Origin of the sequence: Mycolicibacterium sichuanense, from assembly GCF_033741125.1 — a bacterium.
In the GTDB taxonomy this organism is placed as follows: Bacteria; Actinomycetota; Actinomycetes; order Mycobacteriales; family Mycobacteriaceae; genus Mycobacterium.
The window spans coordinates 51,313-76,677 of record NZ_JAWQPU010000001.1 but is presented as its reverse complement, the minus strand read 5'-3'; the positions used below and the strand labels follow the sequence as shown (position 1 = coordinate 76,677).

General features: G+C 65.3%; 20 protein-coding genes. 13 read left to right on the top strand and 7 right to left on the bottom strand.

What is annotated here, in order from left to right; all coding sequences use genetic code 11:
- Nucleotides 1-87: 87 nt before the first annotated feature.
- From SBI80_RS00350 to SBI80_RS00335, 4 genes are all read right to left on the bottom strand, one after another.
- Nucleotides 88-1,431 (bottom strand): NAD-dependent succinate-semialdehyde dehydrogenase, encoded by a 1,344-nt coding sequence (locus tag SBI80_RS00350; RefSeq protein ID WP_318972276.1) that lies wholly within the window; start codon nt 1,429-1,431, stop codon nt 88-90.
- A gap of 232 nt (nt 1,432-1,663) precedes the next feature.
- Complete coding sequence (locus tag SBI80_RS00345) at nt 1,664-3,985, bottom strand: N,N-dimethylformamidase beta subunit family domain-containing protein (RefSeq protein WP_318972274.1); 2,322 nt, start codon at nt 3,983-3,985, stop codon at nt 1,664-1,666.
- Nucleotides 3,986-3,997: 12 nt separating this feature from the next.
- Complete coding sequence (locus SBI80_RS00340; protein WP_318972272.1) at nt 3,998-4,363, bottom strand: N,N-dimethylformamidase alpha subunit family protein; 366 nt, start codon at nt 4,361-4,363, stop codon at nt 3,998-4,000.
- A 1-nt stretch (nt 4,364) separates the two neighbouring features.
- The gene (locus tag SBI80_RS00335) at nt 4,365-5,822 is read right to left on the bottom strand and encodes an APC family permease (protein ID WP_318972270.1); all 1,458 of its coding nucleotides are present in this window, start codon (nt 5,820-5,822) and stop codon (nt 4,365-4,367) included.
- Nucleotides 5,823-6,401: 579 nt separating this feature from the next.
- Between SBI80_RS00335 and SBI80_RS00330 the strand changes: the two genes are divergently transcribed.
- From SBI80_RS00330 to pdxS, 13 genes are all read left to right on the top strand, one after another.
- Nucleotides 6,402-7,034 carry a hypothetical protein gene (locus SBI80_RS00330; protein ID WP_318972268.1) on the top strand — a complete coding sequence of 211 codons (633 nt, stop codon included), beginning with the start codon at nt 6,402-6,404 and terminating at the stop codon, nt 7,032-7,034.
- 62 nt (nt 7,035-7,096) lie between these two features.
- Entirely contained in the window at nt 7,097-8,152 is a 1,056-nt protein-coding gene (locus tag SBI80_RS00325; RefSeq protein WP_318972267.1) for a substrate-binding domain-containing protein, read from the top strand.
- A 160-nt stretch (nt 8,153-8,312) separates the two neighbouring features.
- Complete coding sequence (locus tag SBI80_RS00320) at nt 8,313-9,440, top strand: sugar ABC transporter permease (RefSeq protein WP_318972265.1); 1,128 nt, start codon at nt 8,313-8,315, stop codon at nt 9,438-9,440.
- A complete protein-coding gene (locus tag SBI80_RS00315) occupies nt 9,433-10,221 on the top strand; it encodes a 5-oxoprolinase subunit PxpA (protein ID WP_318972263.1) in 789 nt (262 codons plus the stop codon). Before SBI80_RS00320 ends, SBI80_RS00315 begins: the two co-directional genes overlap by 8 nt.
- Nucleotides 10,221-11,093: a 5-oxoprolinase subunit B family protein gene (locus tag SBI80_RS00310; RefSeq protein WP_318972261.1), complete on the top strand. Its 873-nt coding sequence runs from the start codon at nt 10,221-10,223 to the stop codon at nt 11,091-11,093. Before SBI80_RS00315 ends, SBI80_RS00310 begins: the two co-directional genes overlap by 1 nt.
- A 20-nt stretch (nt 11,094-11,113) precedes the next feature.
- Nucleotides 11,114-12,091, top strand: a complete 978-nt coding sequence (locus SBI80_RS00305) for a 5-oxoprolinase subunit C family protein (RefSeq protein ID WP_318972259.1) — start codon at nt 11,114-11,116, stop codon at nt 12,089-12,091.
- Between the two features lie 48 nt (nt 12,092-12,139).
- Nucleotides 12,140-13,396: a 3-oxo-tetronate kinase gene (gene otnK / locus SBI80_RS00300; protein WP_318972257.1), complete on the top strand. Its 1,257-nt coding sequence runs from the start codon at nt 12,140-12,142 to the stop codon at nt 13,394-13,396.
- An 8-nt stretch (nt 13,397-13,404) separates the two neighbouring features.
- Nucleotides 13,405-14,001, top strand: a complete 597-nt coding sequence (locus SBI80_RS00295) for a class II aldolase/adducin family protein (RefSeq protein ID WP_318972255.1) — start codon at nt 13,405-13,407, stop codon at nt 13,999-14,001.
- The gene (locus SBI80_RS00290) at nt 13,998-15,623 is read left to right on the top strand and encodes a sugar ABC transporter ATP-binding protein (RefSeq protein ID WP_318972253.1); all 1,626 of its coding nucleotides are present in this window, start codon (nt 13,998-14,000) and stop codon (nt 15,621-15,623) included. Before SBI80_RS00295 ends, SBI80_RS00290 begins: the two co-directional genes overlap by 4 nt.
- A complete protein-coding gene (locus SBI80_RS00285) occupies nt 15,620-16,903 on the top strand; it encodes an aminotransferase family protein (protein WP_318972251.1) in 1,284 nt (427 codons plus the stop codon). The genes SBI80_RS00290 and SBI80_RS00285 overlap by 4 nt, the downstream gene beginning before the upstream one ends.
- Nucleotides 16,878-17,612: a GntR family transcriptional regulator gene (locus tag SBI80_RS00280; protein WP_318972249.1), complete on the top strand. Its 735-nt coding sequence runs from the start codon at nt 16,878-16,880 to the stop codon at nt 17,610-17,612. The genes SBI80_RS00285 and SBI80_RS00280 overlap by 26 nt, the downstream gene beginning before the upstream one ends.
- Nucleotides 17,609-18,301 carry an aspartate/glutamate racemase family protein gene (locus SBI80_RS00275; protein ID WP_318972247.1) on the top strand — a complete coding sequence of 231 codons (693 nt, stop codon included), beginning with the start codon at nt 17,609-17,611 and terminating at the stop codon, nt 18,299-18,301. The genes SBI80_RS00280 and SBI80_RS00275 overlap by 4 nt, the downstream gene beginning before the upstream one ends.
- A gap of 56 nt (nt 18,302-18,357) precedes the next feature.
- Nucleotides 18,358-19,263: a pyridoxal 5'-phosphate synthase lyase subunit PdxS gene (pdxS, locus tag SBI80_RS00270; RefSeq protein ID WP_318972245.1), complete on the top strand. Its 906-nt coding sequence runs from the start codon at nt 18,358-18,360 to the stop codon at nt 19,261-19,263.
- Nucleotides 19,264-19,349: 86 nt separating this feature from the next.
- Here the strand turns inward: pdxS and SBI80_RS00265 are convergent, their stop codons facing one another.
- The 3 genes from SBI80_RS00265 to SBI80_RS00255 are packed head-to-tail and all read right to left on the bottom strand — an operon-like array spanning nt 19,350 to nt 25,307.
- Entirely contained in the window at nt 19,350-22,292 is a 2,943-nt protein-coding gene (locus SBI80_RS00265) for an aminotransferase (RefSeq protein WP_318972242.1), read from the bottom strand.
- Nucleotides 22,289-23,680, bottom strand: a complete 1,392-nt coding sequence (locus tag SBI80_RS00260; protein WP_318972240.1) for an APC family permease — start codon at nt 23,678-23,680, stop codon at nt 22,289-22,291. The genes SBI80_RS00265 and SBI80_RS00260 overlap by 4 nt, the downstream gene beginning before the upstream one ends.
- Nucleotides 23,673-25,307 (bottom strand): amidohydrolase, encoded by a 1,635-nt coding sequence (locus tag SBI80_RS00255; protein WP_413232604.1) that lies wholly within the window; start codon nt 25,305-25,307, stop codon nt 23,673-23,675. Before SBI80_RS00255 ends, SBI80_RS00260 begins: the two co-directional genes overlap by 8 nt.
- Nucleotides 25,308-25,365: the final 58 nt, after the last annotated feature.

The following is a 25,365-nucleotide window of genomic DNA, read 5'->3' as shown; positions in this document are numbered from 1 at the left end:
TCCCTTCGGGGATCCCGGCCAGTGTGCATTGATCTGCCCATGGGGCAGCGCGCCTCTCAGGGAGAGCGGCGCGCTGCCCCCGGATGGCTAGGGTTGGCGCAGGGTGCGGATCAGCTTCTTGTTCGCGAACTCGTCGATCCCATGACGCCCGAGTTCACGCCCGAAGCCTGAACGCTTGATCCCACCGAACGGCAGCTCCGCACCTTCGCCGCCGAAGCCGTTGATGTAGACCATTCCCGCCTCGAGTTGCTCAGCAACCCGGTGGGCCTGCTCGGCATCGGTGGTGAAGAGGTAGGAGCCGAGTCCGAACGGGGTGTCGTTGGCGATCCTGATCGCCTCGTCCTCGTCCTGAACGCGGAAGACCATCGCCACCGGGCCGAAGAACTCCTCGTAGAACACGTCACCGCCAGGTTGGACGCCGGTGAGCACCCCCGGGGGGAACCAGGCCCCGTCGCGTTCGCCGCTGGTCTGCAACGTAGCTCCGGAGGCCACGGCACGGCCCACCTGGTCGCTCAGCCGCTCCGCGGCGACCAGCGAGGACACCGGGGACGCGGGTCGCGCCAACATCTTCGCGGTGTATCGCGCGACGAAGTCGTCGTACAACTCGTCGAGGACGATGACGCGCTTGCCGGCGTTGCAGGACTGACCGGTGTTCTCCATGCGCGCCTCGAAGGCTGCGTCGACGGCCTCATCCATGTCGCTGACGCCGAGGACGATGAACGGATCCGATCCACCGAGTTCGAGGACGACCTTCTTCAGGTTGCGGCCGGCGATCTCTGCGACGGCCGCCCCCGCTCGCTCGGAACCCGTGACCGAGACGCCTTGCACGCGGGGATCTCCGATGATCCGCTCGACCTGCTCGTTGGTCGCGAACACGTTGTTGTACGTTCCCGCCGGGAACCCCGCGTCGTCGAACAAGCCCTGCAGGGCGAGACCGGATTCCGGACACTGCGGGGCCGGTTTGAGCAGGATCGTGTTGCCCAGCGCGAGGTTCGGTCCGGCGAACCGCGCCACCTGGTAGTAGGGGAAGTTCCACGGCATGATGCCGAGAAGTACTCCGACGGGACGCCTTTGGACGACCGCGGTACCCGGCCCGCTGGTGACGTCGATCGTCTCGTCGGCCAGGAATGCGGCGGCGTTCTCGGCGTAGTAACGATAGATCGAGATGCACACGCCGATCTCGCCGAGCGCGTCCTCGCGAGATTTCCCCATCTCCTTCTGGATGATCTCGGCGAGTGCGTCCTGACGCTCTTCGTGGAGTTGGGCGAGGCGTTGCAGGAGCGCCACCCGCTCCTCGATCGTCTGGCGAGCCCACGTCTTGTAGGCGCCGTGGGCGGCGTCGAGTTTCGCGTCGATCTCGGCGTCGGTGTCGACCGGGTAGGACGTCAGCTGCTCGCCGGACCTCGGATCGATCACGGTGTAGCTGCTCATGGCTGTCTCCTCATAGTGTTGTTTCGTTGACGTGCAGTGGATTTCGTGACTCCCGACGAGGAGCGATCCGAGTCGAGGGCACGGACGACAGGGGGCTGGCGGGGCAGGTGGAGACTGGCGGGCGACGGGATGGGTTCACCGATGTCGATCCGCCGGTGCCCACTGCTCGGCATCGACCGTCAGTACCGCCGGTGCCCGGCACGGCCAGGGGAGAGCCCGTGTCCAACTTCGCTCAGTCGGCGATCTGATCCAGGGGTTCCTTGGCCACGAAGCGTTTCAGGACGTTGCCGGTGATTCTCGCCACGTTGTTGTCGTATCCGTTGTGCGACAGGGCAGCCGTCCACGCGATCGACCCGACGGAGAAGAAGCCGCCTCCGCCCTCGAGTGCCCCGAGGACCATGTCGGACCGGACGTAGGGGTGTTCAGTACCGCCCTGTCCGGGCAGATTTTCGTACACTTCCTCGATGACGACCAGGAAGGCGTCGGTCAACGGCCCGGAGGTCGCGAGGACCAGGGTGCCCGGCGGAGAGCCTAGGGCCGGATCGTAACAATCGATTTCGGCCCCCGCCGCTCCCCCGCCCATGATGCCGAAGTCACCGATGATCTCATCGTCACCGATTCCCTCGAATACGAACGCAGCGAGGGGATCACGGCTGTCTTCGAGCCGCTCGTAGTGGGTCGAGCGGTCGAATCCTTGCGCGGCGAAGCCGACGCCGGTCAAGCGTTGAGGAGCCTTGCCCTTGTGCCGCCACAGTCCCGCCATCTCCCCCGAAGTGGCGTGCCGTCGTTCGCCGTAATTCGACTGGTGGGGTCGGGTGCCCCCGGCGGATCGGCGGAGTTCCAGCACGTACGGCTGATCCGGCACGAACGATGCGGTCGCGAAGAACCCGTTGCCGCCCAGGTACATCAACCGACCGCCACGTGCGGTGAACAGGTCGAGCGCGTCGAGTTCGCCGCGGGTGACGTACTCAGGATGTGCGCCGGTGATCACTACTTTGTAGTCGGCCAGCAGCTCGTAGCCGCCTGCGTCCAGGTCTTCGTCGGTGATGACGTCGAACTCGCAGTCGAGTGAGTCAAGCCAGTGCACGATGCACAGATCTGCCGGCAGGCCCCAGACGCCGTTTGCCCCGTACCACGCCCGGTGCTTGGGCTGGAGTGTGATGATCGGCTTGCGGACGCTGCTGAATACGACACCACTGCCGTCGTTGTGGATCTCGTAGCAGCACCGTCCGAATTCGGGGTGGTTCTGTAGATCGACGTCATTCTGGTTGAGGATCGGGGTGTGCGACACGATGACCTCGGCGCCGTCGGCTTCGAATGCGGTCCGGTCGTTGGCGTAGGCAAGATAGGTGGCGGTCGGAAGCAGCAGTGCCACCTCCTTCTTCCGGCTGCCGGGCCCCACGATGAACGGGACGTAGTGCGCTTTGTCGTGCGCCATTAGGCGGGCGGCGTACACGCCACTGGGGAGGTCGTCGGGGACCGCGAAAGTGAACGCGACGGGCCATTCGGCGTCGGCGATGTCGTCGTCGTGGAAGTGGATCGCGTCGAAATCATCGGGTGCGTGGCGAAAGTCCTCCGACAGCCCCGCGTAGAACGGCCCGGTGACGGCGCGTATCGGCGCGTTGAAGCACCGACCATGCAGGTTGTTGTCCGAGAGGTCGACGACATCCCACAGCAAGAGGCCGTCCTCGGACGACGAGCGACCGAAGTGCCAACGTGCGAGGAGTTCGGCACCGGAGCCGTCGATGGGGTCCCCGCCCCGGGTGACGGTGAGGGCGCCGATCTTGCCGTTGAACGGTGCGACGGCGAGCCACCGGTCGCCGTCGCGGCGGGCGAGTGCTGCGATCCGGAATGGATGAGCACTTCGGGCGGGGGTGCCTTCACCCAATGCAGCAGTCGCCTCGTCGACGTCGATGGGCGAGGCTTGATCGGAGAATTGGTTCATGCAGTTGGCGATGGGCGTCTGCGTCAGCTGGACTTCGCCCGCGCCGCCCCCGAAGTGCAGATCGAGTCGGTACCAGTGGTTTGCCTGCAGGACGCTCGCGGTGGAGAGAGTCCGCGGCTGCCCGTCCTGGCCCCACAGCACGGTGGGCACGCCGTCGTCCAGCACGAGCGCGTAACCGGTTGCGGTGTCCTCATCCCATGTGCCACAGATCGTTTGACGCTTGTTGGTCAGACTCATGGAGTTCTGCGTGACGTGGTATGCGCCGATGTTGTCGGCGCGGTCGGACAACGGGAGCGTCGCGTAGACGTACACGCTGATCGCCACGTCGGCTGGGTCGGCGAGGACCGACTTGGGGTCGTCGATCTCGACGAACGACCCTGGCTGGCAGACGTGGTGTTCACCCGCGTAGCTGCCCGCGAAACTTGCGCCCGGCACGTCGTACTCGACGAACCCGGGGCCGGCGGACCCGGTGTAACCGTGACTCAGCCGGACCAGCGAGGCGTCATACCGAGTCGGCTCGTCGCTGCTGACGTGGAACGACAGCGTCTCGCCTGGGCGGGCAGAGAAGCGATCGGTGTAGCCGAAGATCGTGGTGGGGTCGTGCTTCATGGTTCAACCTGCCTATTCAGCGGTATCGACGAAACGGGCTAGACGACGGCGCAATACGGTGCGCGCGGCCGCTGTGTAGTCGTCGAAGACGTCGTCTTCGACGATCATGTTTCCTGGTGCACCGATGACGATCTTCCCGATCGCCCACGCGTCATCGCCTGGCGCGAACAGAACTTCCTTGCCAGCGATGGGCAGACTGCGCAGGTACCGGAGCACCCGAGCGGTGCGATCGGTGTGGGGTCCGAACGGGTTGGCGTCCAATTCGGCGGCGACGACGTCGTCGTGTTCGGCGGTGACCCGCTCCAGGGTCCGCCGGGCGTGAAGTCGAGCCAGTTCCGCAGTGCGATCGGTTGCCTTGCGTCGGGTCGTGGTGGTCATCTCAGCGCTCCTTCTCGGCGGCGACGACTGGGGTGCCGTGCGACTGGTCAGCCGCTGTGTGGGGGGTGTCCGATGCGCCGTCGATGTCCGATTGCGCCAGCGACCGGCCGGTCGCGCGGAAGTACACGGCGATCAGAACGCCGATGCCCAACCAGATCAGCCCGACGAGCTTGGCGTTGAAGCTGCCGCTCCACAGAGCGTAGATCAGCACGGCGGCACCGAGGATGGGAGAAACGTAGTGGGCGAATATCTTTCGGCTCTTCATCTTTACCCCGAAGTGCACCAGAACGCTGACGTGGAGCATGATGTACGCGGTCAGGGCGCCAAAGGTGACCAAGCTGGTGAGCAGCGCCGGGTTCTCGATCCCGAAGATTCCCACGGCCAGAGACACCACCATGATGAAGATCATCGCGTTGGCCGGGACCTGGGTCTTCGAGTTCACCTTCGCCAGAAATTTCGGCAGCTGACGGTCGCGGGCCATGCTGAACACGAGGCGCGACGAGATGCCGTTGGAGGCAACGATGTTGGCGAACAGCGCGATCAGCGCCGTCGTCAGGGTGACGACGATCTGGAACCAGTTCGCCATGACCTGACCGGTGATGTTGTAGAAGGCGTTGTTGGTGTCATCGCCGTCGGCGAAGACTGTGCCGTTGGGGACGAAGATCGCGGCGAGGTAGACCTGGAGCACGAACAGTGCGGTGCAGATCCAGAGCACGATCATGGTGGCCCGTGCGACGGTCGGGCCGCCGCCTTTGGCTTCCTCGTTGAGCGTGGAGATGCCGTCGAAGCCGCAGAAGCTCAGTGCGGCGATCGGAATGGCACCGAAGACGACCGACCAGGTGAACGTGTTGGAGCTGAAGATCGGATCGAAGGAGAAGTGGCCCTTGCCCTGCGCCACGGCCACCAGCGCCCATACGCAGAAGATGGCTAGGACGACGAGCTGGATGACGAGGAAGATCTTGTTCATCGACGCGGTGAACGTGATGCCGCGCAGGTTGATGGCGGCGGTGACGACGACGAAGACGATGATCCAGATCCAGGCTGGCATGCTCGGCACCAGCGACACCATGGCGGATGCCGCGAAGACTGACAGCAAGGCCGGCATCAGGAGGTAGTCCAGCAGAATTGCCCAGCCGGACAGGAATCCGACGAACTGGTTGATGCCGTATCGAACGTAGGAGTAGACCGAACCCGCGATGGGGAAGGTCTTGGCCATTTCCCGGTAGCTCACCGCGCTGAACACCATGGCAATCGCGGCCACGAGGTACACCAGGCCGACCGCGCCCGCGGAGAAGTTGTACACGATGCCGAACACGGCGATCGGCGCGATCGGCACCATGTAGATAAGGCCGAAGATGACCACGTCGGCCAAGCTCATCGCTCGCTTCAGCTCGGGGTCGTACCCGAGTTTCTCGAGTTCGGCGTTGGCCGAAGTCCCGCTGTCGTCGTTCGAACTCATGATTCGTTCCTTCCGTGAGTGACGGGATTCCGCGCTATTCGCAGTTCGGAACCCGGCCGGGCAAGTGCAGCCATAGGCACCTGTTCCGCGGCCGGCGGCTGTGTCGTCACAGAACTATGGTGAACTGAAGGTAGCCAGCGCGTGGACGCGCCGACATAGGTACTTTTACCGATGCCCGGCGCTCCTGAGCGGAGCGCCCCGACACCGACGGCCGCCGACCTCGGACCCCCCGAATCCTGGCGGTCGGTGCACGCCATCGTCGCCGAGCCGATCTCCACCGTCTGGTCGGCGACTTGAGCCGGCCGTCTCGCCGTCGTCGGTGCGCTCGCTGCCGTCAGACATTCTCCGTCACGGCAGTCGGCAATGACGCTCGCTCGATGGTCCGCCACGACCGCTCAGCGGGACCTCCACCCCGATCGACTGCCACACGTCGGGTCGGCGGCTCGCGCCGAGGCGAATTTCTCCGCAACGCCGCGCTGTGTGTGTTGACTCACACCTTCCGAGCGACCTAAGCTGATTGTCAGATTGACCGACAATCAGTTGACGAACGACTCTGGTCTCACATTTGAAGGGTAGGCGATGGGCCCCAGCCGTCGTGACGGTGCCGACATGTACGCGCTGTCGGCGAAATTCGGCACCACCCGACTGCCGGCGTGGGTTCGCACCGCAGCCTGGTCCGCGGTGGCGGTCTCTGTCCGTTGCAGGCTCGTGGGCCGCGGCGTTCGGCGGACTTCGACCGCCGAGTACCAGGCGGCCGGAGCGCTGGCCGGTCCCGCGGGGTTGCAACCGCACCTGCCCGACTTCCTGCCGACGGGGTACGCCCTCACCGCGGCGTCAGCTTTCAAGGGTGGCGGAGGAGTGGAGTTCGTCTTTCGGTCACCCGACGGCGAGCGATCCTTCCGCTTGACGCAGCGAGCCTGGTTCGTCCCGCTGACCGAGGAGATGCAGTTGGCGAAGGTCCCCCATACACGCGTCCGGGGGGTTGGCAACGACCTGTTCGTGCTGCCCGGCGAGTTCTACGAAGAGCCCATCGACCATGGGTTCTGGCATCAGACGCGCTGGGCGACCGCCTGGCAGCGTGGGCCCCTCGTCAGCCAGTTCCGGTGCGTCCGCGGGCGCGCCCCATCCGCAGCAACGCTCATCCGCTGCTCGCTCGACGATCGGGAACCACCCTTCACCAACTACCGACCTCATGAAAGGGATGAACTATGAGCTCTCACAGACGATTCGGTCTTCTCGGCGGCGCCTCGGGACGCGTCGACGACAGGTTCGTGATGAGCCGGCGCCGCGCGCTCGGCCTGGCCGCCGGTGCCACCGCCGCCGCTGTCGCCGGTCCGGCTCTTGCCGCCTGTGCGCAAGGAGGTGGCGGAGGTGGCTACAAGGTGGCCATGATCGTCCCTACCTATGACGCGGTGCGCTGGAAGGCGGCCGATGGCCCGTTCTTCATCAAACAGGCCGAAAGCCTGGGGATGAGTCCCATGCCGATCCAGTCCTCGAACAATGATGTCGACCTGCAACTCAAGCAAGTCGAGAATGCGCTCAATCAGGGTGTCGAGGGACTGGTGCTCGCACCGGTGAACGTCGACGCGGCGAAGGCTTCGGTCCAGATGGCCAATACTGCGGGTGTTCCCGTGGTCGCCCACAACTACGTCGTTCCCGACGTCAAGCTCGCTGGGGTTTCGGCGCGCGACGGCGTGGCACTGGGGGTCATGCTCGGCAACGCCATGGTCGCGGTGGCGCCCGAAGGAAACTACGTCATCGCCAAGGGTGAAGAGGGCACCGACATGGCGCAGCTGAAGGCCGAAGGTGGGATGAAGGTCCTCCGGCCGCGCATCGACAGCGGCGCGATCAAAGTGGTGTCGGATCAGTGGAATCGAGCCTGGTCCGGCGAACTCGCACAGAAGCAGGTGGAACAGGCACTGACCCTGACCCGCAACCAGCTTGCCGGCGTGCTCTCCTACTGCGACTGCATGACGTACGGCATCGTGCAGGCCATCCGCACGCAGGGACTCGCCGGCCGCGTCATCGTTTCCGGCGAGGACTGCGAGCCGGAGATGCTCAAGCTCATCCTCTCAGGAGACGCGCACGTCAGCGCGTGGACGGCGTTCGACCAGATGGGCAAGAACTCGGCCACGCTGCTGCACAATGCGCTTGAGGGCAAGAGCTGGGACGGCGACACCTACGACAACGGCAGCGGCGAGCGCATTCCGTTCTTCAAGACTCCGTTGAAGAACGTGTCCAAGGACGGCTCGCTGCCCGATTCGATCTCAGTCGCGCAGTTCGTGAACGAAAACCCATGGTGGACAACGCCTGCCGCCGTTGGGTTGTGAACCGACGACATCTACCCGCATCGACCCCGACCCGAGGACGTTCGAAATGACATCTACGACCACCAGCCGGTCTCACCCGTCCGACGGGCCCGCACCGACGGTTCCGCCTTCCGATAGCGGCGACGGTTGGCGGACCCGATTCGCCAGGCTCGGCGTACCGGTGAGCCAGTTCCGCGCGCTGAGTCTGATCGGCGTGCTCATTGTGATGTGGCTGGCCTTTCAGGTTCTCACCGACGGTCTGTTCCTGACGCCCCGTAACCTCACCACCCTGACCGTTCAGGTGGCCATCACCGCATTGCTGGCGGCGGGCGTGGTGATGATCATGGTGGCCGGACACATCGACCTCTCGGTCGGGTCGTCGGTCGGCTTCTGCGCGGTCTTCTCCGCCCTACTCGTCGACTCGACCAACGGCTTCGGGCTGGCGTTGTCCACCCCGATGCTCATCCTGGCAACGATCGGCATCGGCATGTTGATCGGTGTTTGGCAGGGCTTTTGGGTTGCCGTGCTCGGTGTGCCGTCCTTCATCGTCACGCTGGGCTCCCTGCTGGGGTTGCGTGGCCTGGCGCTGGCCCTGACTGACGGGTCGACGGTCTCGGCAGGCAACTCGACGGCGTTCATCTCCCAGACGTTCTTGTCCGCGAGCGTCTTCGTTCCCCTCACAGTCGCCCTGCTGGCGGCGTTCATCTGGGTGAAGTATCGCGACTTCCGCGCCCGCCGATCAGCTGGCATCGAGGCGTCACTGACGTCGATCGTCCTGATCCCGGCCGCACTGACATTGATAGCCGCTACGGCTGCGACCCTGGTCATGATGTCCTACCGAGGCGCCCCGTTGCCCTCAGCCATCATGGTGGTGGTCCTGGTTCTGGTGACCTTCATACTGTCGCGGACCCGGTTCGGTCGTTCGCTCTTCGCGATCGGCGGCAACGCCGAGGCCGCGCGTTATGCCGGCATCAACGCACGCAAGCTGACCTTCATCGTGTTCGTGTTCATGGGCGCGCTGTACGGCATCGCCGGTCTGATGATGTTGTCGCGCACCGGTGTCGGCAGCCCCAACGCTGGAGTCGGACTGGAGTTGTCGGTGATCGGTGCCGCCGTCATCGGCGGCACCAGTCTCTTCGGCGGCATAGGAACCGCCACCGGTGCCGTGTTCGGCGCACTTCTGCTGGAAACGCTCATCAACGGTATGGGGCTGATGAACATCGACTCCTCCTACCAGATGATCGTGACCGGAGTCGTGCTCCTGGTGGCCGTCTACATCGACATCCGTGGTCGGCGGGCCAATGCATGAGGCGGTGACCCGACCGGTCTTACGCCGCGGTATCAACTGCGATCTCGGCGAATCCTACGGGCGGCTGCGTGTCGGATTCGACGACGAGGTAATGCCATTCCTCTCGACGGCCAACATCGCGTGCGGGTACCACGGAGGCGATCCCTCGACGATGCGCCGCGCCGCCGAGAGCGCCTTGGCACACGACGTGTTGTGCGGTGCCCACCCGTCGCTGCCCGACTTGCAGGGTTTCGGACGGAGGCGGATGGACGTCTCCCCGACCGAACTCACCGACATGGTCGTCTACCAGATCGGCGCACTCCAAGCGATCCTTCGAGCGGCCGGGACGTCGCTGTCACACGTCAAGGCGCACGGTGTGCTCTATTCGATGACTTGGGAACCTGATCTTGCCCACGCCTTTGCCGACGCGATCGAGGTCATCGACCCTGGCCTTCCATGGATCGCAATGGCGGGTACGCCGACATTTGCGATTGCTCAGGAGCGCGGGCTCAACCCGGTCCCAGAGTTCACCGCAGACCGTGACTACGGCCCGGACGGTCGGCTGATCATCACTCGGTCCCCGGGACCCGTTGACATCGAACAGATGTCGCAACGGGTGCGCGACGTGGTGTCCACTGGGTCGACAATGGCAAGTGACGGCGTGACGAGACTCTCGTTCCAGACCGATGTCGTGTGCATGCACAGCGATGGTCCCAACGCCCCAGAGGTGGCGGCTCGGCTGTGGTCGATCCTCACCCACGATGGACACCAGCCGTGGTCTTCCTCCGTGGGGTCCAACTAGTGAGCGCGTCAGCCGGCGAGGCAGAGGCAATCCGGGTACTGCCATGCGGAGAGCAGCACATCCTGATCGAGCTGGGACGGTGCGGCGGGCTGCAGATGAGTCTGCGCACCCTGCGTTTGGCCGGCCTACTGGAGGACGCCGCACTACCCGGCATGGTCGACATCGTGCCGATGTTCGCCTCGGTGCTTCTCGGATTCGACCCGTTGACGGCCGACGCGGAGGCAATCGAGCGCGAATGTCGGGCACTGATACCCGCGATTGGTGACGATGCCGCGCTCTCGCACGTGTCCAGGCTGATCGAGATCCCGGTGTGTTACGGCGACCCGTGGACGGCGGCCTGCGTGGACGATTACCGGGCCAAAGTCGCGCCTATCGAACACAATCCGACCTACGTCGCGCGGGCCAACGGCATGTCCGACTGCGACCAGGTCTACCAGCGGCACAGCTCGACCGAGCACTGGGTTGCCGGCGTCGGTTTCTGGCCCGGCCTGCCCGACATGTTCCCGCTCGACCCCGAGTGCCGTCTGTTCGTGCCCAAGTACGATCCGCCACGCATCTGGACCGTTCCCGGCGGTGTCGGCGTTGGTGGGGGGTTCACGTCGATCTATCCACTCGAGACACCCGGTGGTTACCACCTCATAGGTCGCACCCCGACGCCGATCTACGGGCTAAACCGCACCCATCAGGCCGGGTTCGACGGGTCGGTGGTGTTGTTTCGCCCCGGCGACCGGGTCCGGTTCCGCAGGATCGACGTCGACGAGTTCACCGATATCGAGGCCGAGGTCAGCAACGGGGACTACGAGCACGTCGTCGTCGAAGAGGAGACGTTCGACCTTCGCCGCTATCACCGGCAGTACGGAGCCGCCGCATGATTCGTGTGATTGATGCCGGAATGGAAACCACCGTTCAGGACTATCCTGGGCGGCGCGGCCGACGTGCGGCAGGCATTCCGCCGTCCGGACCGTACGACGACCGGTCGTTCCGCATCGCAAATGCCCTACTGGACAATCCATCCTCGGCCGCCGGTCTAGAGATCCAGCTCATCGGACCCACTCTCCTGTTCGAAGCCCCCGCGACCATCGCCGTCACCGGAGCGGAAACCGAGGCCACCATCGACGGAAGCCGACTTCCGGTGTGGCAAACCGTCGAAGTTAGTGCCGGACAGCGGATCCGAATCGGCACAGCGAGCAGGGGCGTGCGCAATTATCTGGCCGTCGCGGGCGGCATCCTGACCAAACCCGTGCTCGGCAGCAGATCGACCTTCGCGCGAGCCGGCATCGGCGGCGTCGGCGGCGCCGCTCTGACCGCAGGGATGCAGATTCCGATCGGATCCGTCTCGGCAGTCCGTCCACGAATGCTCCTGCCCAACGCCATCCCCGACTTCACGGGAACCCTCCACATCGACGTCGCGCCGGGCCCCCATGGCGATTGGCTGGACAGCGCGGGACACCGCACCTTCCTCGGGTCGAGCTGGACGGTGGCCGCCCAGAGTGATCGGACTGGCTGCCGTCTGATCGGCCCCGAACTCAGCTTCTCAGCCAAGGCCACGACGAAACCCCCGGACAATGGCAGCGACCCCTCGAACGTCGTCAACACCGGGTATCCGCTCGGTGGGGTGAATCTGGCCGGAACGTCTCCGATCGTGCTGCCGGTCGACGGTCCCAGCCAGGGTGGTTTCATCACTCCCTACGTCGTGACCGCCGCGTCGATGTGGCTGCTCGGCCAGGCCGGCGCCGGGCAGCGGATCCAGTTTCGTGCCGTCACCCGAACCCAAGCCCGAATCCGACTTCTCGAGCACGAAAGAGCTTGCACGGCAGTCGGTCACATGATCGAACCAGATGAGCTCACCACGGCCAGCGGAGCGGCATGACCGACCGGCAGACATGACCGACCAGCAGAAGAGTCGAGAGGAAACCGCGTGACACGCATCGCCGTCATCGCCGATGACTACACCGGCGGCACCGACGCCGCAGCCGCACTGCGCCGCAGTGGACTTTGCGTCGTGATGCTCTTCGGTATCCCAGATCCCGCCAGCACCTTGCAGGACTGCGACGCAGTGGTGGTCGGAATCAAGTTTCGCAGCATCGATCCCGCCGACGCATGCGCATACGTCGAGCAGACGGTTGGCTGGCTGCGCAGACACGGAATCACCCGGTACTACTACAAGTACTGCTCGACCTTCGACTCCACGCCGCAGGGAAACATCGGCCCGGTACTGGACCTCCTCCTAACGCTGATCGACGCTCCCTACACGATCGTCTGCCCGGCAACACCGCTCCATCGGCGCACCACCTATCTCGGGTACCTGTTCGTCGGAGACAGGTTGCTCAGCGAATCACCGCTGCGCAACCATCCGCTGACGCCGATGACCGATGCGAATTTGGTGCGCTGGCTGTCGCTGCAGACCCAATCCACGGTGGGGTTGCTGCCGCTCAACGCGATACGTGCCGGTCGCGAGGCTGCGACAGACCACGTCAAGAGTCTTGTCGAACAGGGTGTTCGGCATGTCGTCGCGGACGCCACCGCCGAGGCCGATCTCCACACGATCGCCGTCGGTCACGATGAAGGCCTCCTGAGCGGTGGCGCCGGCCTGATCGAGGCACTGGGGCACACCATGGCATCGGCGCGGCCGTCAGAGCGCCACACACACGGCGGCGTCGGTGCGCCCGCCGCCTCGGGTGGGACCCTCGTCCTCGCCGGAAGCTGTTCCGAGGCGACCCTGGAGCAGGTACGGCGGGCGCAGCTCGCGATGCCCGCGTTGCGACTCGATCCCGGCGAGATCTCCGACCCCGATGTCCTCGTCGCGACCGCAGTGGCGTGGGACGAGGCACAGGACCAGAGCCAGCCGCGGCTCATCTACACCTCTGCCGACGTCGAGCAGCGGCAGCGGGGCGCGCTCGCCATGGGGGCGGACACACCGCAGATCTTGGAGAAGGTGCTCGCCCGGGTTGCAGCGAGCGCGGTCGAGCGCGGGGCGCGTCGCATCGTCGTCGCGGGCGGCGAGACCTCGGGAGCGGTGGTGACCGAACTCGGAGTGCAGCAGGTTCTCGTCGGCGAGGAGGCCGCGCCCGGCGTGCCCTGGTGTACGACCATCTGCGGCGACCCGATCACCCTGTTGCTCAAGTCCGGCAACTTCGGCAGCGCCGACTTCCTCGTCGAGACGGCCTCGTCATGACGGGCGCGATGACAGCCGAGCGGACCGAGATCGTCCGCCAGGGTGCGTCGCTGTTCGATCGCCGACTCACGGCAGGACGGACAGGCAACATCAGCGTGCGGGTCGGACCACGGATCCTCATCACACCGACCGGCACCTCGCTGGGGAACTTGGTCTCCGACGAGCTTGCGGTACTCGATCTGAACGGACAGCATCTGGCGGGATCCCGACCGTCCAAGGAATGGCCGATCCATGTCGAAACCTACCGCGCGAGGCCCGACTCAGGGGCGGTCGTCCACCTGCACAGCTCGCACGCGGCCGCGGTGTCCTGCCTGGCCGGACTGAACACCGCCGATTGCTTGCCCCCACTGACCGCCTACCACGTGATGCGGGTGGGGCGAGTACCCCTTGTCCGGTACCTGCCTCCTGGTGACCCCGCCCTCGGCGACGAGGTGGGACGCGCTATGAGCTCGGCGCATTCGGTGCTCCTGGCCAACCACGGCTCGGTGCTCGCCGGCAGGACGCTGGCCGATGCCGTTGACGCGGCCGAGGAACTCGAAGAGACGGCACGGATCTTGCTTCTGCTCGGTGACCGGCCCGTTTCTCTGGTCGACCGCTCCCCATGACGGTCGCAGCTTTCATTATTGTTCGACAATTGACAGTCAAACAAAGGAGAGGCATGATAGCTGACATGGGGAACGACGTCCGAGATTCGGCGCAGCGCAGGAACGCCCCCTTGGTGACTGTCTCGGGTGTGAGCAAGACCTTTGGCGGCACCCGAGCGCTCAAGGACGTCACGGCCTGGTTCGGTGCATCCGAAGTGCATGCCCTGCTTGGCGAGAACGGTGCAGGCAAGTCGACGTTGATCAAGCTGCTGGGCGGGTTCTACCCCACGTCGAGCGCCAGCGGCACGATCGCGATCGACGGCCAGACGGTGTCCTTCGAGTCGGTCGGAGACGCCGAGTCGCGTGGCATCTTCCTGGTGCCGCAAGAACTTCAGGTAGTGCCCGAGATGAGCGTGGCCGAGAATCTCCTCCTGAATCGCGAGAAGGTGAGATTTGGCTTGCTCGACCAAAAGTCGATGCTCGCCGAAGCCGTGCGATGGTTGAAGACCTTCAAGTTGGACATCGACCCCACCCAACCGATGCGTGGTCTGACAGCGGCGCAGAAGCAGTTGGTGAGTATCGCCAGGGCGATGAGCCAAGGCGCGCGGGTAGTCGTGCTCGACGAACCGACCGCCGCCCTGACCGAAGCCGAGATCGACGTGCTCTTCGAACGGATCAGGGATTTTCGTGATCACGGCGTGCTGATCATCTACATCTCACATCGACTCAAGGAGATCGCCAGGATCGCCGACAAGATCACCGTGATGCGCGATGGTCGAATCGTTGAAAACGGTGTCGTTGCCGGCGATCTGGACTCGGCGTCGATCATCAAGGCCATGATCGGCCGCGATGTCGAAAACTTGTACCCCAAGCGCGTCGCGGAGACCGGCAAGGTGTTGCTCGCGGTTCGAGATTTGCGTGTCCCGAATTCCCTACCGCGCAAACGTCATCTCGTCGACGGCGTCGACTTCGACTTGCGCGCCGGCGAGGTCCTCGGTGTGTACGGCGTAGTCGGGTCCGGCACCACCGAGGTGGCACGCAGCTTGTTCGGGGTGAGCTCGAGCGCCACGTCGGCGACGTTTCACCGCGATGGTGAGCCTGTCGAGATCGACTGTCCGGCAGACGCGATCCGGCACGGGATCGCCTACATTCCCGACGACCGCAAGAACCGGGCGATCCTTCCGCACATGTCGGTCGCAGCCAACATGTCGATTGCGGCACTGCCGTCACTGTCACGCTTCGGAGTGATTCGTACCCGCGAAGACTTCGCGTTGACGGCCCAGCACCGCAAGGGGATGCAGATCAGCGTTTCCTCGGTCGACCAAAAGATCGCGGAACTCAGCGGTGGCAATCAGCAGAAGGTCATCGCCGGTCGGTGGCTGGCCACCGACCCGCAGATCCTGATCATGCACGAACCCACACTCGGCGTCGATGTGGGCGCACGGGCACGCATTTACGAAACCATGAACGAACTCGCCCACGACGGGCGCAGCATTCTGCTGGTGTCCTCGGACATCTCCGAGGTCATCGGCATGGCGGACCGAATGCTCGTGCTTTCTCACGGTCGGATCACCGCTGAACTGACGCGGCCGGAATTCAACGAAGAAACAATCATGTCTGCAGCAATAGGAGAACGATCATGACCGAGACCAGCTACTGGCACCCATTCGCTCAGATGAGCGCGGTGAAGAACGACACCGTGACGATCGTCCGGGGCGACGGCCGCACGGTGTGGGACGCCGAAGGCAATAGTTATCTCGATTCCCTTGCCGGACTGTGGTACTGCAACGTCGGACTGGGCCGTACCGAGATCGCCGACGTCGCTCGCCAGCAAGCGATCGATCTCGCAGCGTTCCAAACCTTCGACGTGTTCACCACCCCGAACACCGAACTCTTCGCCTCTCGCATCGCCGACTACCTTCCCTTTCCTGACGGCAAGATCTTCTTCTCCGCCGGCGGCGGCTCGGAGGCAGTCGACACGGCAGCGAAGCTGGCCCGCCTGTACTGGTCGGTCGTCGAACAACCCAACAAGAAGATCATCATCAGCCGCACGCGGGCCTATCACGGCATGAACGCATACGGCACCTCACTCGCCGGCCTACCCGCCAATCTGGCGGGTCTGGCACCGATGGTCGAAACCGTGGCACAGGTGCCGTGGAACGATGCCGAGGCGCTGCGCACCAAGATCACCGAGCTGGGCGCCGAGAACGTAGCGGCATTCTTCTGCGAGCCGATCATCGGCGCCGGCGGTGTTCTGCATCCGCCGCAGGGTTACCTGCCCGAGATCGAGAAGATCTGCCGCGAGAACGACGTGCTGCTCGTCATCGACGAAGTGGTGTCCGCCTTCGGACGCGGTGGCGACTGGTTCTCCTCCGGCCGCTACGGAATTCAGCCCGATATGATCACCATGGCCAAGGGCCTGACGTCCGGTTACGCACCGCTCGGCGCGGTCGCCATCGCGCCCCGCGTGTCAGAGGTGTTCTGGAAGGACGGCTCGACTGCAATGTTCCGGCACGGCTACACGTATTCCGGACACGCGATGGCCACCGCGGTGGGCAACGCCAACCTCGACATCCTCGAAAAGGAGAGTCTGGTCGACCGAGTGGCCGAATACGAATCGGTGATGGCATCGCATCTGGCCCCGCTGGCCGATCACCCGTTGGTCGACGAAGTGCGCGCCGGCGTGGGACTGCTCGGTGCCGTCAACATCGACCCGAGGATCAAGGAGGCGAATCCCGCCGTCCTGACCAAACTGGTTCGCGAAGCGCGCAAGCGCGGCGTTATCACCCGTAACCTCGGAGACGTCGCACTGCAGGTGTCGCCGGCATTCACCATCACCGACGAGGAATTGGCGAAGGTCGCCGACACCATCCACGAAAGCCTGGAGGTGGTTTCACATGAGTCCGACTTCGTTGGGCCCTGATGAGGTCCAAGCCGACCCCGACGACTCGCGTGCGAGGCCGCGTGGACTCACGCGGCCCAAGACGCTCACCCATGCCGTCATCGACCACATCGCCGAGGCCGTGATCCGCGGGACGTATCCGCCGGGTTCACCACTGCCCGAGGTCACCCTCGCCGCAGAGCTCAACACCGCCCGGGGCACGGTGCGGGAAGCGTTGCGCGCCCTGCGCGATCGGGGTCTGGTGGAGATCCACCCACACCGCGGTGCCTTCGTCCAGAGCATCGGCGAGAAGCGGGTCCGCGAAGTGTTCAATCTCCGCGCACTGCTGGAATGCTACGCGCTGCGCACCGCGATGACCGCCGGCTACATCGACGAGGCCCCCATGGGGACCATCCAAGCCGCTTTCTCCAAGCTCGACGATGCCTACGGGCGCGGTGACCTGTTCGCGGTGGTCGACGCCGACATCGAATTGCACTACGTGATCGCATCCACGTGCCGCGAGGATCTCCTGCTGGACCACCTCAAGTCGATTCAAATGGAGACTCGGCGGGTGATCATCCTGACCAAAGTCCTCGACTCGGACACCTCCGCAGAGCCCGACACTCATCGTCCGATCATCGAGGCCATCGAGGCCGGCGATGTCGAACTCGCCGTGTCGCGTCTCGACGACCACATCTGCCAGTCCCGCGAACAGCTGCTGGCCCGCCTTCGAGAAAGAGATTCGTCATGACCCGTCGGGTAGTGCTGCTTCACACCGTCAGCGGACTACTCCCGGTATTCGGTGAACTCGGGGCAAAACTGCCCGCCGATGTCAAGGTGTCCAACATCGTCGACGAGTCGTTGCTCGCCGACGCGCTTGCCCACGGCGCTCTGACGGCCGCGATCTCGCGCCGCGTGGTCGACCACGTCGTCTCGGCGGCCGACAGCGGCGCCGTGGCGGTGATGGCCACCTGCTCATCCATTGGGCCCGCGGTCGAACTCGCAGCCCAGCTGGTGGACGTCCCCGTACTGCGCGTGGACATGCCCATGGTGGATGCGGCGATCGCAACCGCGAAAACGGCCGCCGGGACCGAACGAACGCCCCGGATCGCCGTGCTGGCAACCGCAAAGTCCACCCTGTCGCCCACCGTGGACCTGGTCCGCCGCCGCGCTGAGCACGCCTCGGTGGAAGTCGACCTCGACGTCCGGCTGCTCGCCGACGCGTTCGCCGCCAATGCCTCGGGCGATACCGCCCGCCACGACGCGATCATCGCCGAAGCGCTTCACGATCTCGCGACGTCAGTCGACGCCATCGTGCTCGCGCAGGCATCGATGGCCCGTGCCGCGGCCAGCGTCGCCGGCGAGGGTCTGCGCACGCCGACCTTCTCGAGTCCCGGTCTGGCCATGGACAGGCTCGCCGATGTCTTGGTCCACGGGTGACGTCCCGGTCCGGCGACCACAACCGTCGAAGCGAACGCGCAGCTGCTGACGCGGCTGTGCGACAGACGTTGAACACGACGACGTCGGTGGCCACCGCCCGGGTCAAGCGCGGCATGGCCGAGATGCTCAAGGGTGGCGTCATCATGGACGTGGTCACCCCCGAGCAGGCGCGCATCGCCGAGGCGGCCGGGGCCGTGGCCGTGATGGCCCTCGAGCGGGTGCCCGCCGACATCCGCGCCCAGGGCGGGGTGTCGCGGATGAGTGACCCCGACATGATCGAGGGCATCATCGAGGCGGTGACCATCCCGGTCATGGCCAAGGCCCGCATCGGGCACTTCGTCGAGGCGCAGATCCTGCAGAGCCTCGGAGTGGACTACGTCGACGAGTCCGAGGTGCTCACCCCGGCCGACTACGCCAACCACATCGACAAGTGGAAGTTCACCGTGCCGTTCGTGTGCGGTGCCACCAATCTCGGCGAGGCGCTGCGGCGCATCAGCGAGGGCGCGGCGATGATCCGCTCCAAGGGTGAGGCGGGCACCGGTGACGTGTCCAACGCGACGACTCACATGCGCAAGATCGGCGGTGAGATCCGTCGGTTGACCTCGCTGTCGGAGGACGAGCTTTTCGTCGCGGCAAAGGAATTGCAGGCGCCCTACGATCTGGTGGCCGAGGTGGCGCGGGCCGGCAAGCTGCCGGTGACGCTGTTCACCGCCGGCGGCATCGCCACCCCGGCCGATGCGGCGATGATGATGCAACTCGGCGCCGAGGGTGTCTTCGTGGGGTCGGGGATCTTCAAGTCGGGCAACCCCGAGGAGCGGGGCGCGGCGATCGTGAAGGCCACCACCTTCTACGACGACCCCGACGTGCTGGCCAAGGTGTCGCGCGGGCTGGGTGAGGCCATGGTCGGCATCAACGTCGAGGAGATCGCGCAGCCGCACCGGCTCGCCGAACGCGGCTGGTAGGACGCGCTCGGCCAGCCGCCAGTTGACCCACCGGTCCCGGTCAAGCACCCCGGTGGGCCGACTGGTTCGTCCCGCGGGCGGGTCGTCTACCAGCCTTCGGTCAAGACGCTGTCGAGCGCGTCCACGAAGTAGTCCGCCCCCGTCTGGTCCAAGCACAGTGGCGGCTTCACCTTCAGCACGCACATCCGATCGCCCGTGGGCTGGATGACCACGCCCTTGTCCAACATCCTTTCGCAGATCGCCAGTGTCTCCTCGGTAGCAGGCTCAAGAGTGTCTCGGTCCCGCACCAACTCGACGCCGAGATACAGACCGTGCCCATGGACCGTGCCGATGATCGAATGCCGTTCCGCGAGTTCCAGCAGACGCCCCCTGAGGTGCCCGCCGACACGACGGGCGTTGCCCTGCAGATCCTCGTCCTCGAGGACGTCCAGGACCGTGCTCCCGACCACGCACGACGCGGGGCTGCCACCGGCCGAGGAGAAGAAGTAGCCCTGGGATCGATAGGCCTCGGCGATGACCTTCGTGGTCGCCACGATCCCAAGCGGATACCCGTTGCCCACCGCCTTCGCCACCGAGACGACGTCGGGCACGACGCCCTGCTGCTCGAAACCCCAGAACCACTGTCCCAGACGGCCGTAACCAACCTGAACCTCGTCGGCGATCGCCAGTCCCCCAACGTCGCGAATCGCGGCGTAGACCTGCTTCAGGTACCCGTCGGGGAGCGCCATTCCGCCGGCATTCCCGTAGACGGGTTCGGCGATGAACCCTGCGAGGTCTACACCGTCGGCGGCTAGTCGCCCGATGTCGGCAACGGCATCCCGCGCGTACTGGTGCGCCTGCGCCCCACGGTATCGCCCGCGATAGGAGTTGGCGGATTCCACGGTGTGGACCCACCTGGGACGAGTCGTCAGGGCGTTGGGGTTGTCCGCCGTCGACGTGGAGACCGCGTCGGTGAGGTAGGTCCAGCCGTGGTAGGCCTCCCCCATCGAGACGAGGTGTTGCCGTCCGGTGGTGCCCAGCGCCAGCCGCATCGCGAGGTCACTTGCCTCCGAGCCCGAGTTGACCAGGAAGATCTGGTCGAGCGACGGTGGCAGCCGAGCGGCGATCTTCGCGGTGAACTCAGCGATGGCCGAGTAGTTGAACCGCGAGTTCGTGTTGAGCAGTTCGTACTGGCGGGCAACCGCATCTGACAATCGAGGATGCGAATGGCCAAGCAATGCAACGTTGTTGACCATGTCCAAATACGATCTGCCGTCGGTGGACAGCAAGTGGTGCCGCCAGCCCCGCTCGAACCGGGGCGGGGTGACGTAGTAGTGCTCCTGAACGTCAGCCAGGTACCGGCTGCGGCGTTCGAGTAGTGCAGCACTCGATTCGGGTGTGTCGCCGTCGGGGGCGCCGAGCAGCGCCGCGGGATCGGCGGTCAGGGCCAGCCAGCCTGGGCCGTACCGTGGGGCGACGAACGCAGGCACCGGCGGCCCATCCGCCCGCCGGACCTGAACGCGAATCCGATGGTCAGCCCCCACGGTCGTCAACGGCGCGCCTGCCGCCACCTCGCCCAGGTGCATGCCCGGCAGCGCGTCGGCGTCGACGTCGAGTGTGACGTCGAGGACGACGTCGACGTCTGCGGCGGACAGGGTAAAGCCCTGATCGGTCCTTCGCGTGACACCAGCCCACGGTGCGCGCAACGCGGTTGCCTCGAAGAACCATGCGTCGCAAAAGGTCGGCAACGTGGCGGGTTCGGTATCCCGAAGTGGTGCAGCCTGGTCGAGGCGAGGTTGCGCGTACGCACTCATCGCGACTCTCGCCCCCGTCGCACGCGCGGCGCCCAGCGCCCTATCGACGGCATCCGCGTGCAACCAGGCACCGCGGTCCCACACCGGCGCGGTCGTCGAGAGGTCCAGCACCGCGGGCTGCCCGGCGACGAGCGAAACGTAGTCGTCCGGGAGCGTCACCTCACCGGGTCGCGGCAGCGATAGCGCGTCGCAAATCAGGGTGGACATCACCTCCATGGGCACCGCCACCGCCGCGTCGAACATCCGCCACTCGTCGAGCAGCCCGGTGACGGCATACTCGTTGTCCGGCTCGATGCTGACCTGCATCGTGCCGTTGAGGACCAGGATTGCCGCGCGGATCACTACCAACGGCCAGACGGCCTGGGCCTCGGCGGCCGACAACGGCCGCACCGCGTCGAAGCCCGTCACCGTCGGGAGCGCCGACAGTGCGTCCGCACCAGGATGGTGAAGGACCGACGTTGCCGTACAAGCGAGTTCGGCGACCGCCCAGGTTCGGCACAGGTCGCCGAAGTCGAGGATGCCGTCATAGCGCCGGGCGTCATCGGGCTCGGCTATCAGGTTGGAGTTGGTCAAGTCTAGGTGGACGGCTTGACGCGGGAGTTCCCCGGCGAGCCGTCCCAGGATCTTCCACGCCTGGGCTACGACGTGAAGGAGCTGGTCACGGCGACCCTCGTCGTCCTGATAGGAGATGAGTTTCTCCGTGACAGCCGGAACGTGTTGTGGATCCCAGGCCAGCGTGCGGTCGAGCCCGGGATGGTCGAACGAGCGCAGTGCTCTGCTGACGCGCCCACACACATCACCCATCTGCCGGGCGACGTCGGCTCCCAGATACGTGTCGGCCTCGACGGTGGTACCGGGCAGGTAGCGGAGAACACGCGCAATGAGCGACGTTCCGTCCGCGTGCCGGAAGGTTCTGTGCGTCCGCCCGTCGACGCCGGGGACCGCGGTGGCCAGTCGCAACCGGGGTTCGGCAGCCTGCACGAGTTGGGCGGCCTGATCTTGTGCCTTCACCTCGGCTTCGGAGAACACCGGGTTCGCGATCTTGAGAACCCCGACGCGCCGCCCGTCGACGGTCGTGAGCATGAAGTTCTGGTCCTGCTGGCTGCCGAGCGACTCGGCGATCACCGGGTGGCCGAAGTGTTGCCCCCCGAGATTCTCCGCCTCCGCGTCGCTGATGCGCAAGGCGGCGATCTCCGGCCGTTCGAAGAAGTCGTAGCCAATCGTTCTGTCGCTCACGGTGTTACGACCCTGGCATCGTCGTGGGGTGTCAGTGGCGCGTGCTCGGCGTCGAACTGTATCTCTGGTGGGGCCTTGCGGAAGCCTCGGGTGATGCCGGCGAGGTACAGGACGCCCACGACGATCCAGACGAGTCCGACGATGAAGCCCAGACGCGACAGGCTGAACCACAGGTAGAAGGTGAGCAGGAACCCGATCGCGGGCGCGATCCCGTACCGGAACAGATGCCACGGAGTGCGTTCGGTGGCGTCGACGAGGAAGAGTTTGATGACCGCCAGGTTCACGACCGAGAATGCAGCCAGCGCACCGAAACTCACGATCGAGGCCATGGTCCCCAAATCGGCTACCAACGCGATCAACGAGATGACTCCGACGAACGCGATCGCGCCGACCGGGGTCTGGAACCTGCGGCTGAGACGACCGAACAATTTGCGCGGCAAGACGCCATCCCGGCCCATCGCATACAGGATTCTCGTCACGCTTACTTGAGAGGCCAGAGCCGAGGCCACACACGCGGCCATGTAACTGAAGAGGAAGAACGTCTGAAGCCACTGCCCGGCGGTCATGCCCATGATCTCGATTGCCGCGGAGTCTGGATCCACGATCGCAGACGGATCGCGCTGCACCAGTGTCGCCAGATAGGACACCGCGATGAAGATGAGCCCGGCGATGGCGACGGTCAGCATGATTGCTCGTGGCACCGTGCGGCGTGGGTCCCGCGCTTCTTCGGACATCGTCGAGATGGCGTCGAAGCCAAGGAAACTCAACGCCAGCGTCGCGGCTCCGGTGAACAACGTCGCCGCAGCGACACCTTGGTCGTAGATGGGCTGCAGGAGCGAGACGCCCGGGTTCTCGACGATGTGCTTGACCGCAAGGATCGCGAACACCACCGCGAACAGCATCTGAAGCCCCACCATGACGAGGTTTGCGTTGCGCACCACGGTGATTCCCACGACGCTAAGAACCGTGACCACGGCGATGCCCAAGAGTGAGTACAGCCAGATGGGTACCGCCGGGTACTCGGCGTGCAGATAGATGCCGATGAGGAGGTAGTTCGTCAGCGGTAGCAAGAGGTAGTCCAGCAGCAGTGCCCAGCCGGTGACGAAGCCGACGTTTCCGCCGAAGGCCCGCCGGGAGTAGGTGTACGCGCCACCGGCGACCGGGTAGGCCCTGACCAGGACCGCGTAGCTGCCCGCCGTGAAGAGCACCGCCAACAGCGTGATCAGGTACGCGGTTGCCACATGGCCTGAGGTCGACTCGTTCACGACCCCGTAGGTCGTGAACACGGCCAGCGGCGCCGTGTAGGCCAATCCGAAGATGACCAGGCCGGGCACGCCCATGACCCGCCGCAGTGTAGGGGCGGACGAGGTGGGTGATGTCTCAGACATGAGTACGCTCCATCTGCGCCTGCAGGGCGCTGGACGTCGAATTCGATTGATAGGTAGGTATTCCTGCGACCCAGGTGCCGAGAACCGATATCGACGTCAGGTCGCCTATGGGTGACTGCCGCGGGTCGGCCGACAGCCACACCAGGTCCGCCTCGAAGCCGTCGTCCAACACGCCGCGGCTGGTCTCCGCGCCGGCTTGATAGGCGACGCCGCGGGTGACGATGTCGAGTGCGTTGACGATGTCTATGCGTTCCTCCGGCATCCAACCCCCGTGTGGGGTGCCGTCTTGGCGTGCCCGGGTGACGGCCGTCTGCAGAGCCGGTAGGACGTCTGCACTGGTGACTGGCCAGTCACTGCCGAAGCTCATCGGTGCGCCGGACCTCAAGACCGAGCCGATGCGGTACTGCCGGTGGCCTCGCTCTGGCCCCAACCGCGGGAGCGTCAGTTGCTGCATGACGTCATCCGTGGTGGCCCACAATGGCTGGAAGCACGCGATGACACCGAGCTGGGCGAACCTTGGCAGGTCGTCGTCGTCGACGAGTTGGGCGTGGGCGATGACCGGGCGCCGGTCTCGAGGACCGTTGACGGCTTGGATGTGCTCCACGGCGTCGAGGGCCGAGCGGGCTCCGGCGTCGCCGATGGCGTGAATGTGCAATTCGAAGCCGAGCTCGTCGACGAACGCCGCGGCGGCCAGGAGCTCATCGTGCTGCCACACCTTCATGCCACGGGTGCACGCATCGGCATAGTCGTGAAGCAGGTGCGCGGTGTGGTTCTCGATGATTCCGTCGACGAAGAACTTGATGGTGTTGCACGTGAGATGGGGTGCAGCACGGATGCGATCGCGTTGCCCGGTCAGCTGGTAGCGCTGTTCTGCCCACCGCAGCGGGTCCGCCCGCAGTGCCAGATCGGCGCGGCATCGGAGCACGCCCCGCTGGGCGGCCGCCAACCATGTCTCGATGTCGTCCGGATCCACCCACGCGTCCTGGAGCCAGGCGATGCCGCGGGTGGCGAGGTGTCGCGTGGCGTACTCCAACGCTTCGACCCCTTGATCGAGACTGGGCGCCGGAGCGACCCGTAGCGCAAGGTCCACCGCGCCCCACTCCAGAAGGGTGCCCAGCGGTTGGCCGTCCTCCCGCCGCGGGATCTCGCCGACCTCGGGCTGCGGGGTGTCCTCGTCGATGCCGGCGAGCTCGAGCGCCCGCGTGTTGCACCACACCGAGTGGTAATCCCACGCCCGCAGCATCACCGGGCGATCGGGCACTACGGCGTCGAGCCAGCGAGCGTCGAACAACCCAGACGGGGTGAGGGTGGCGTCGTAGCTTGCAGCCACGATCCACTCGTCGTGGGGGTGGTCCTGTGCCCACGCCTGTATCCGTTCGACGATCTCGGACACGTCGCGAGCGTCCCGAATTGCCGGTCCCTGCTGTTCGAGGCCCGCGAGAATGGGGTGTGCGTGGCCGTCGCCGAAGGCGGGCGCCAAGAGTCCGCCGTTCAGGTCGACGGAGAGGTCTGGGCTCACATCCTCGTCCCACGGCGCTATGCGACCGTCGACGACCAGGAGCCGATCCGTGTCCGGACGGCCATTGCCTCTCCACACGGTTCCGTTTCGGAAGACGACTGCGCCCATCGGTCAACCCCTCGATTGTTGCAACATTGGTCACCAATTAAACAAGTGTTGATCGGCA

What these genes read in the sequence shown, in the direction of transcription:
- SBI80_RS00350 (WP_318972276.1), bottom strand. Translation starts at nt 1,431, where the DNA reads ATGAGCAGCTACACCGTGATCGATCCGAGGTCCGGCGAGCAGCTGACG.
- SBI80_RS00345 (WP_318972274.1), bottom strand. Translation starts at nt 3,985, where the DNA reads ATGAAGCACGACCCCACCACGATCTTCGGCTACACCGATCGCTTCTCT.
- SBI80_RS00340 (WP_318972272.1), bottom strand. Translation starts at nt 4,363, where the DNA reads ATGACCACCACGACCCGACGCAAGGCAACCGATCGCACTGCGGAACTG.
- SBI80_RS00335 (WP_318972270.1), bottom strand. Translation starts at nt 5,822, where the DNA reads ATGAGTTCGAACGACGACAGCGGGACTTCGGCCAACGCCGAACTCGAG.
- SBI80_RS00330 (WP_318972268.1), top strand. Translation starts at nt 6,402, where the DNA reads ATGGGCCCCAGCCGTCGTGACGGTGCCGACATGTACGCGCTGTCGGCG.
- SBI80_RS00325 (WP_318972267.1), top strand. Translation starts at nt 7,097, where the DNA reads ATGAGCCGGCGCCGCGCGCTCGGCCTGGCCGCCGGTGCCACCGCCGCC.
- SBI80_RS00315 (WP_318972263.1), top strand. Translation starts at nt 9,433, where the DNA reads ATGCATGAGGCGGTGACCCGACCGGTCTTACGCCGCGGTATCAACTGC.
- SBI80_RS00305 (WP_318972259.1), top strand. Translation starts at nt 11,114, where the DNA reads ATGGAAACCACCGTTCAGGACTATCCTGGGCGGCGCGGCCGACGTGCG.
- SBI80_RS00295 (WP_318972255.1), top strand. Translation starts at nt 13,405, where the DNA reads ATGACAGCCGAGCGGACCGAGATCGTCCGCCAGGGTGCGTCGCTGTTC.
- SBI80_RS00290 (WP_318972253.1), top strand. Translation starts at nt 13,998, where the DNA reads ATGACGGTCGCAGCTTTCATTATTGTTCGACAATTGACAGTCAAACAA.
- SBI80_RS00285 (WP_318972251.1), top strand. Translation starts at nt 15,620, where the DNA reads ATGACCGAGACCAGCTACTGGCACCCATTCGCTCAGATGAGCGCGGTG.
- SBI80_RS00280 (WP_318972249.1), top strand. Translation starts at nt 16,878, where the DNA reads ATGAGTCCGACTTCGTTGGGCCCTGATGAGGTCCAAGCCGACCCCGAC.
- SBI80_RS00275 (WP_318972247.1), top strand. Translation starts at nt 17,609, where the DNA reads ATGACCCGTCGGGTAGTGCTGCTTCACACCGTCAGCGGACTACTCCCG.
- SBI80_RS00260 (WP_318972240.1), bottom strand. Translation starts at nt 23,680, where the DNA reads ATGTCTGAGACATCACCCACCTCGTCCGCCCCTACACTGCGGCGGGTC.
- SBI80_RS00255 (WP_413232604.1), bottom strand. Translation starts at nt 25,307, where the DNA reads ATGGGCGCAGTCGTCTTCCGAAACGGAACCGTGTGGAGAGGCAATGGC.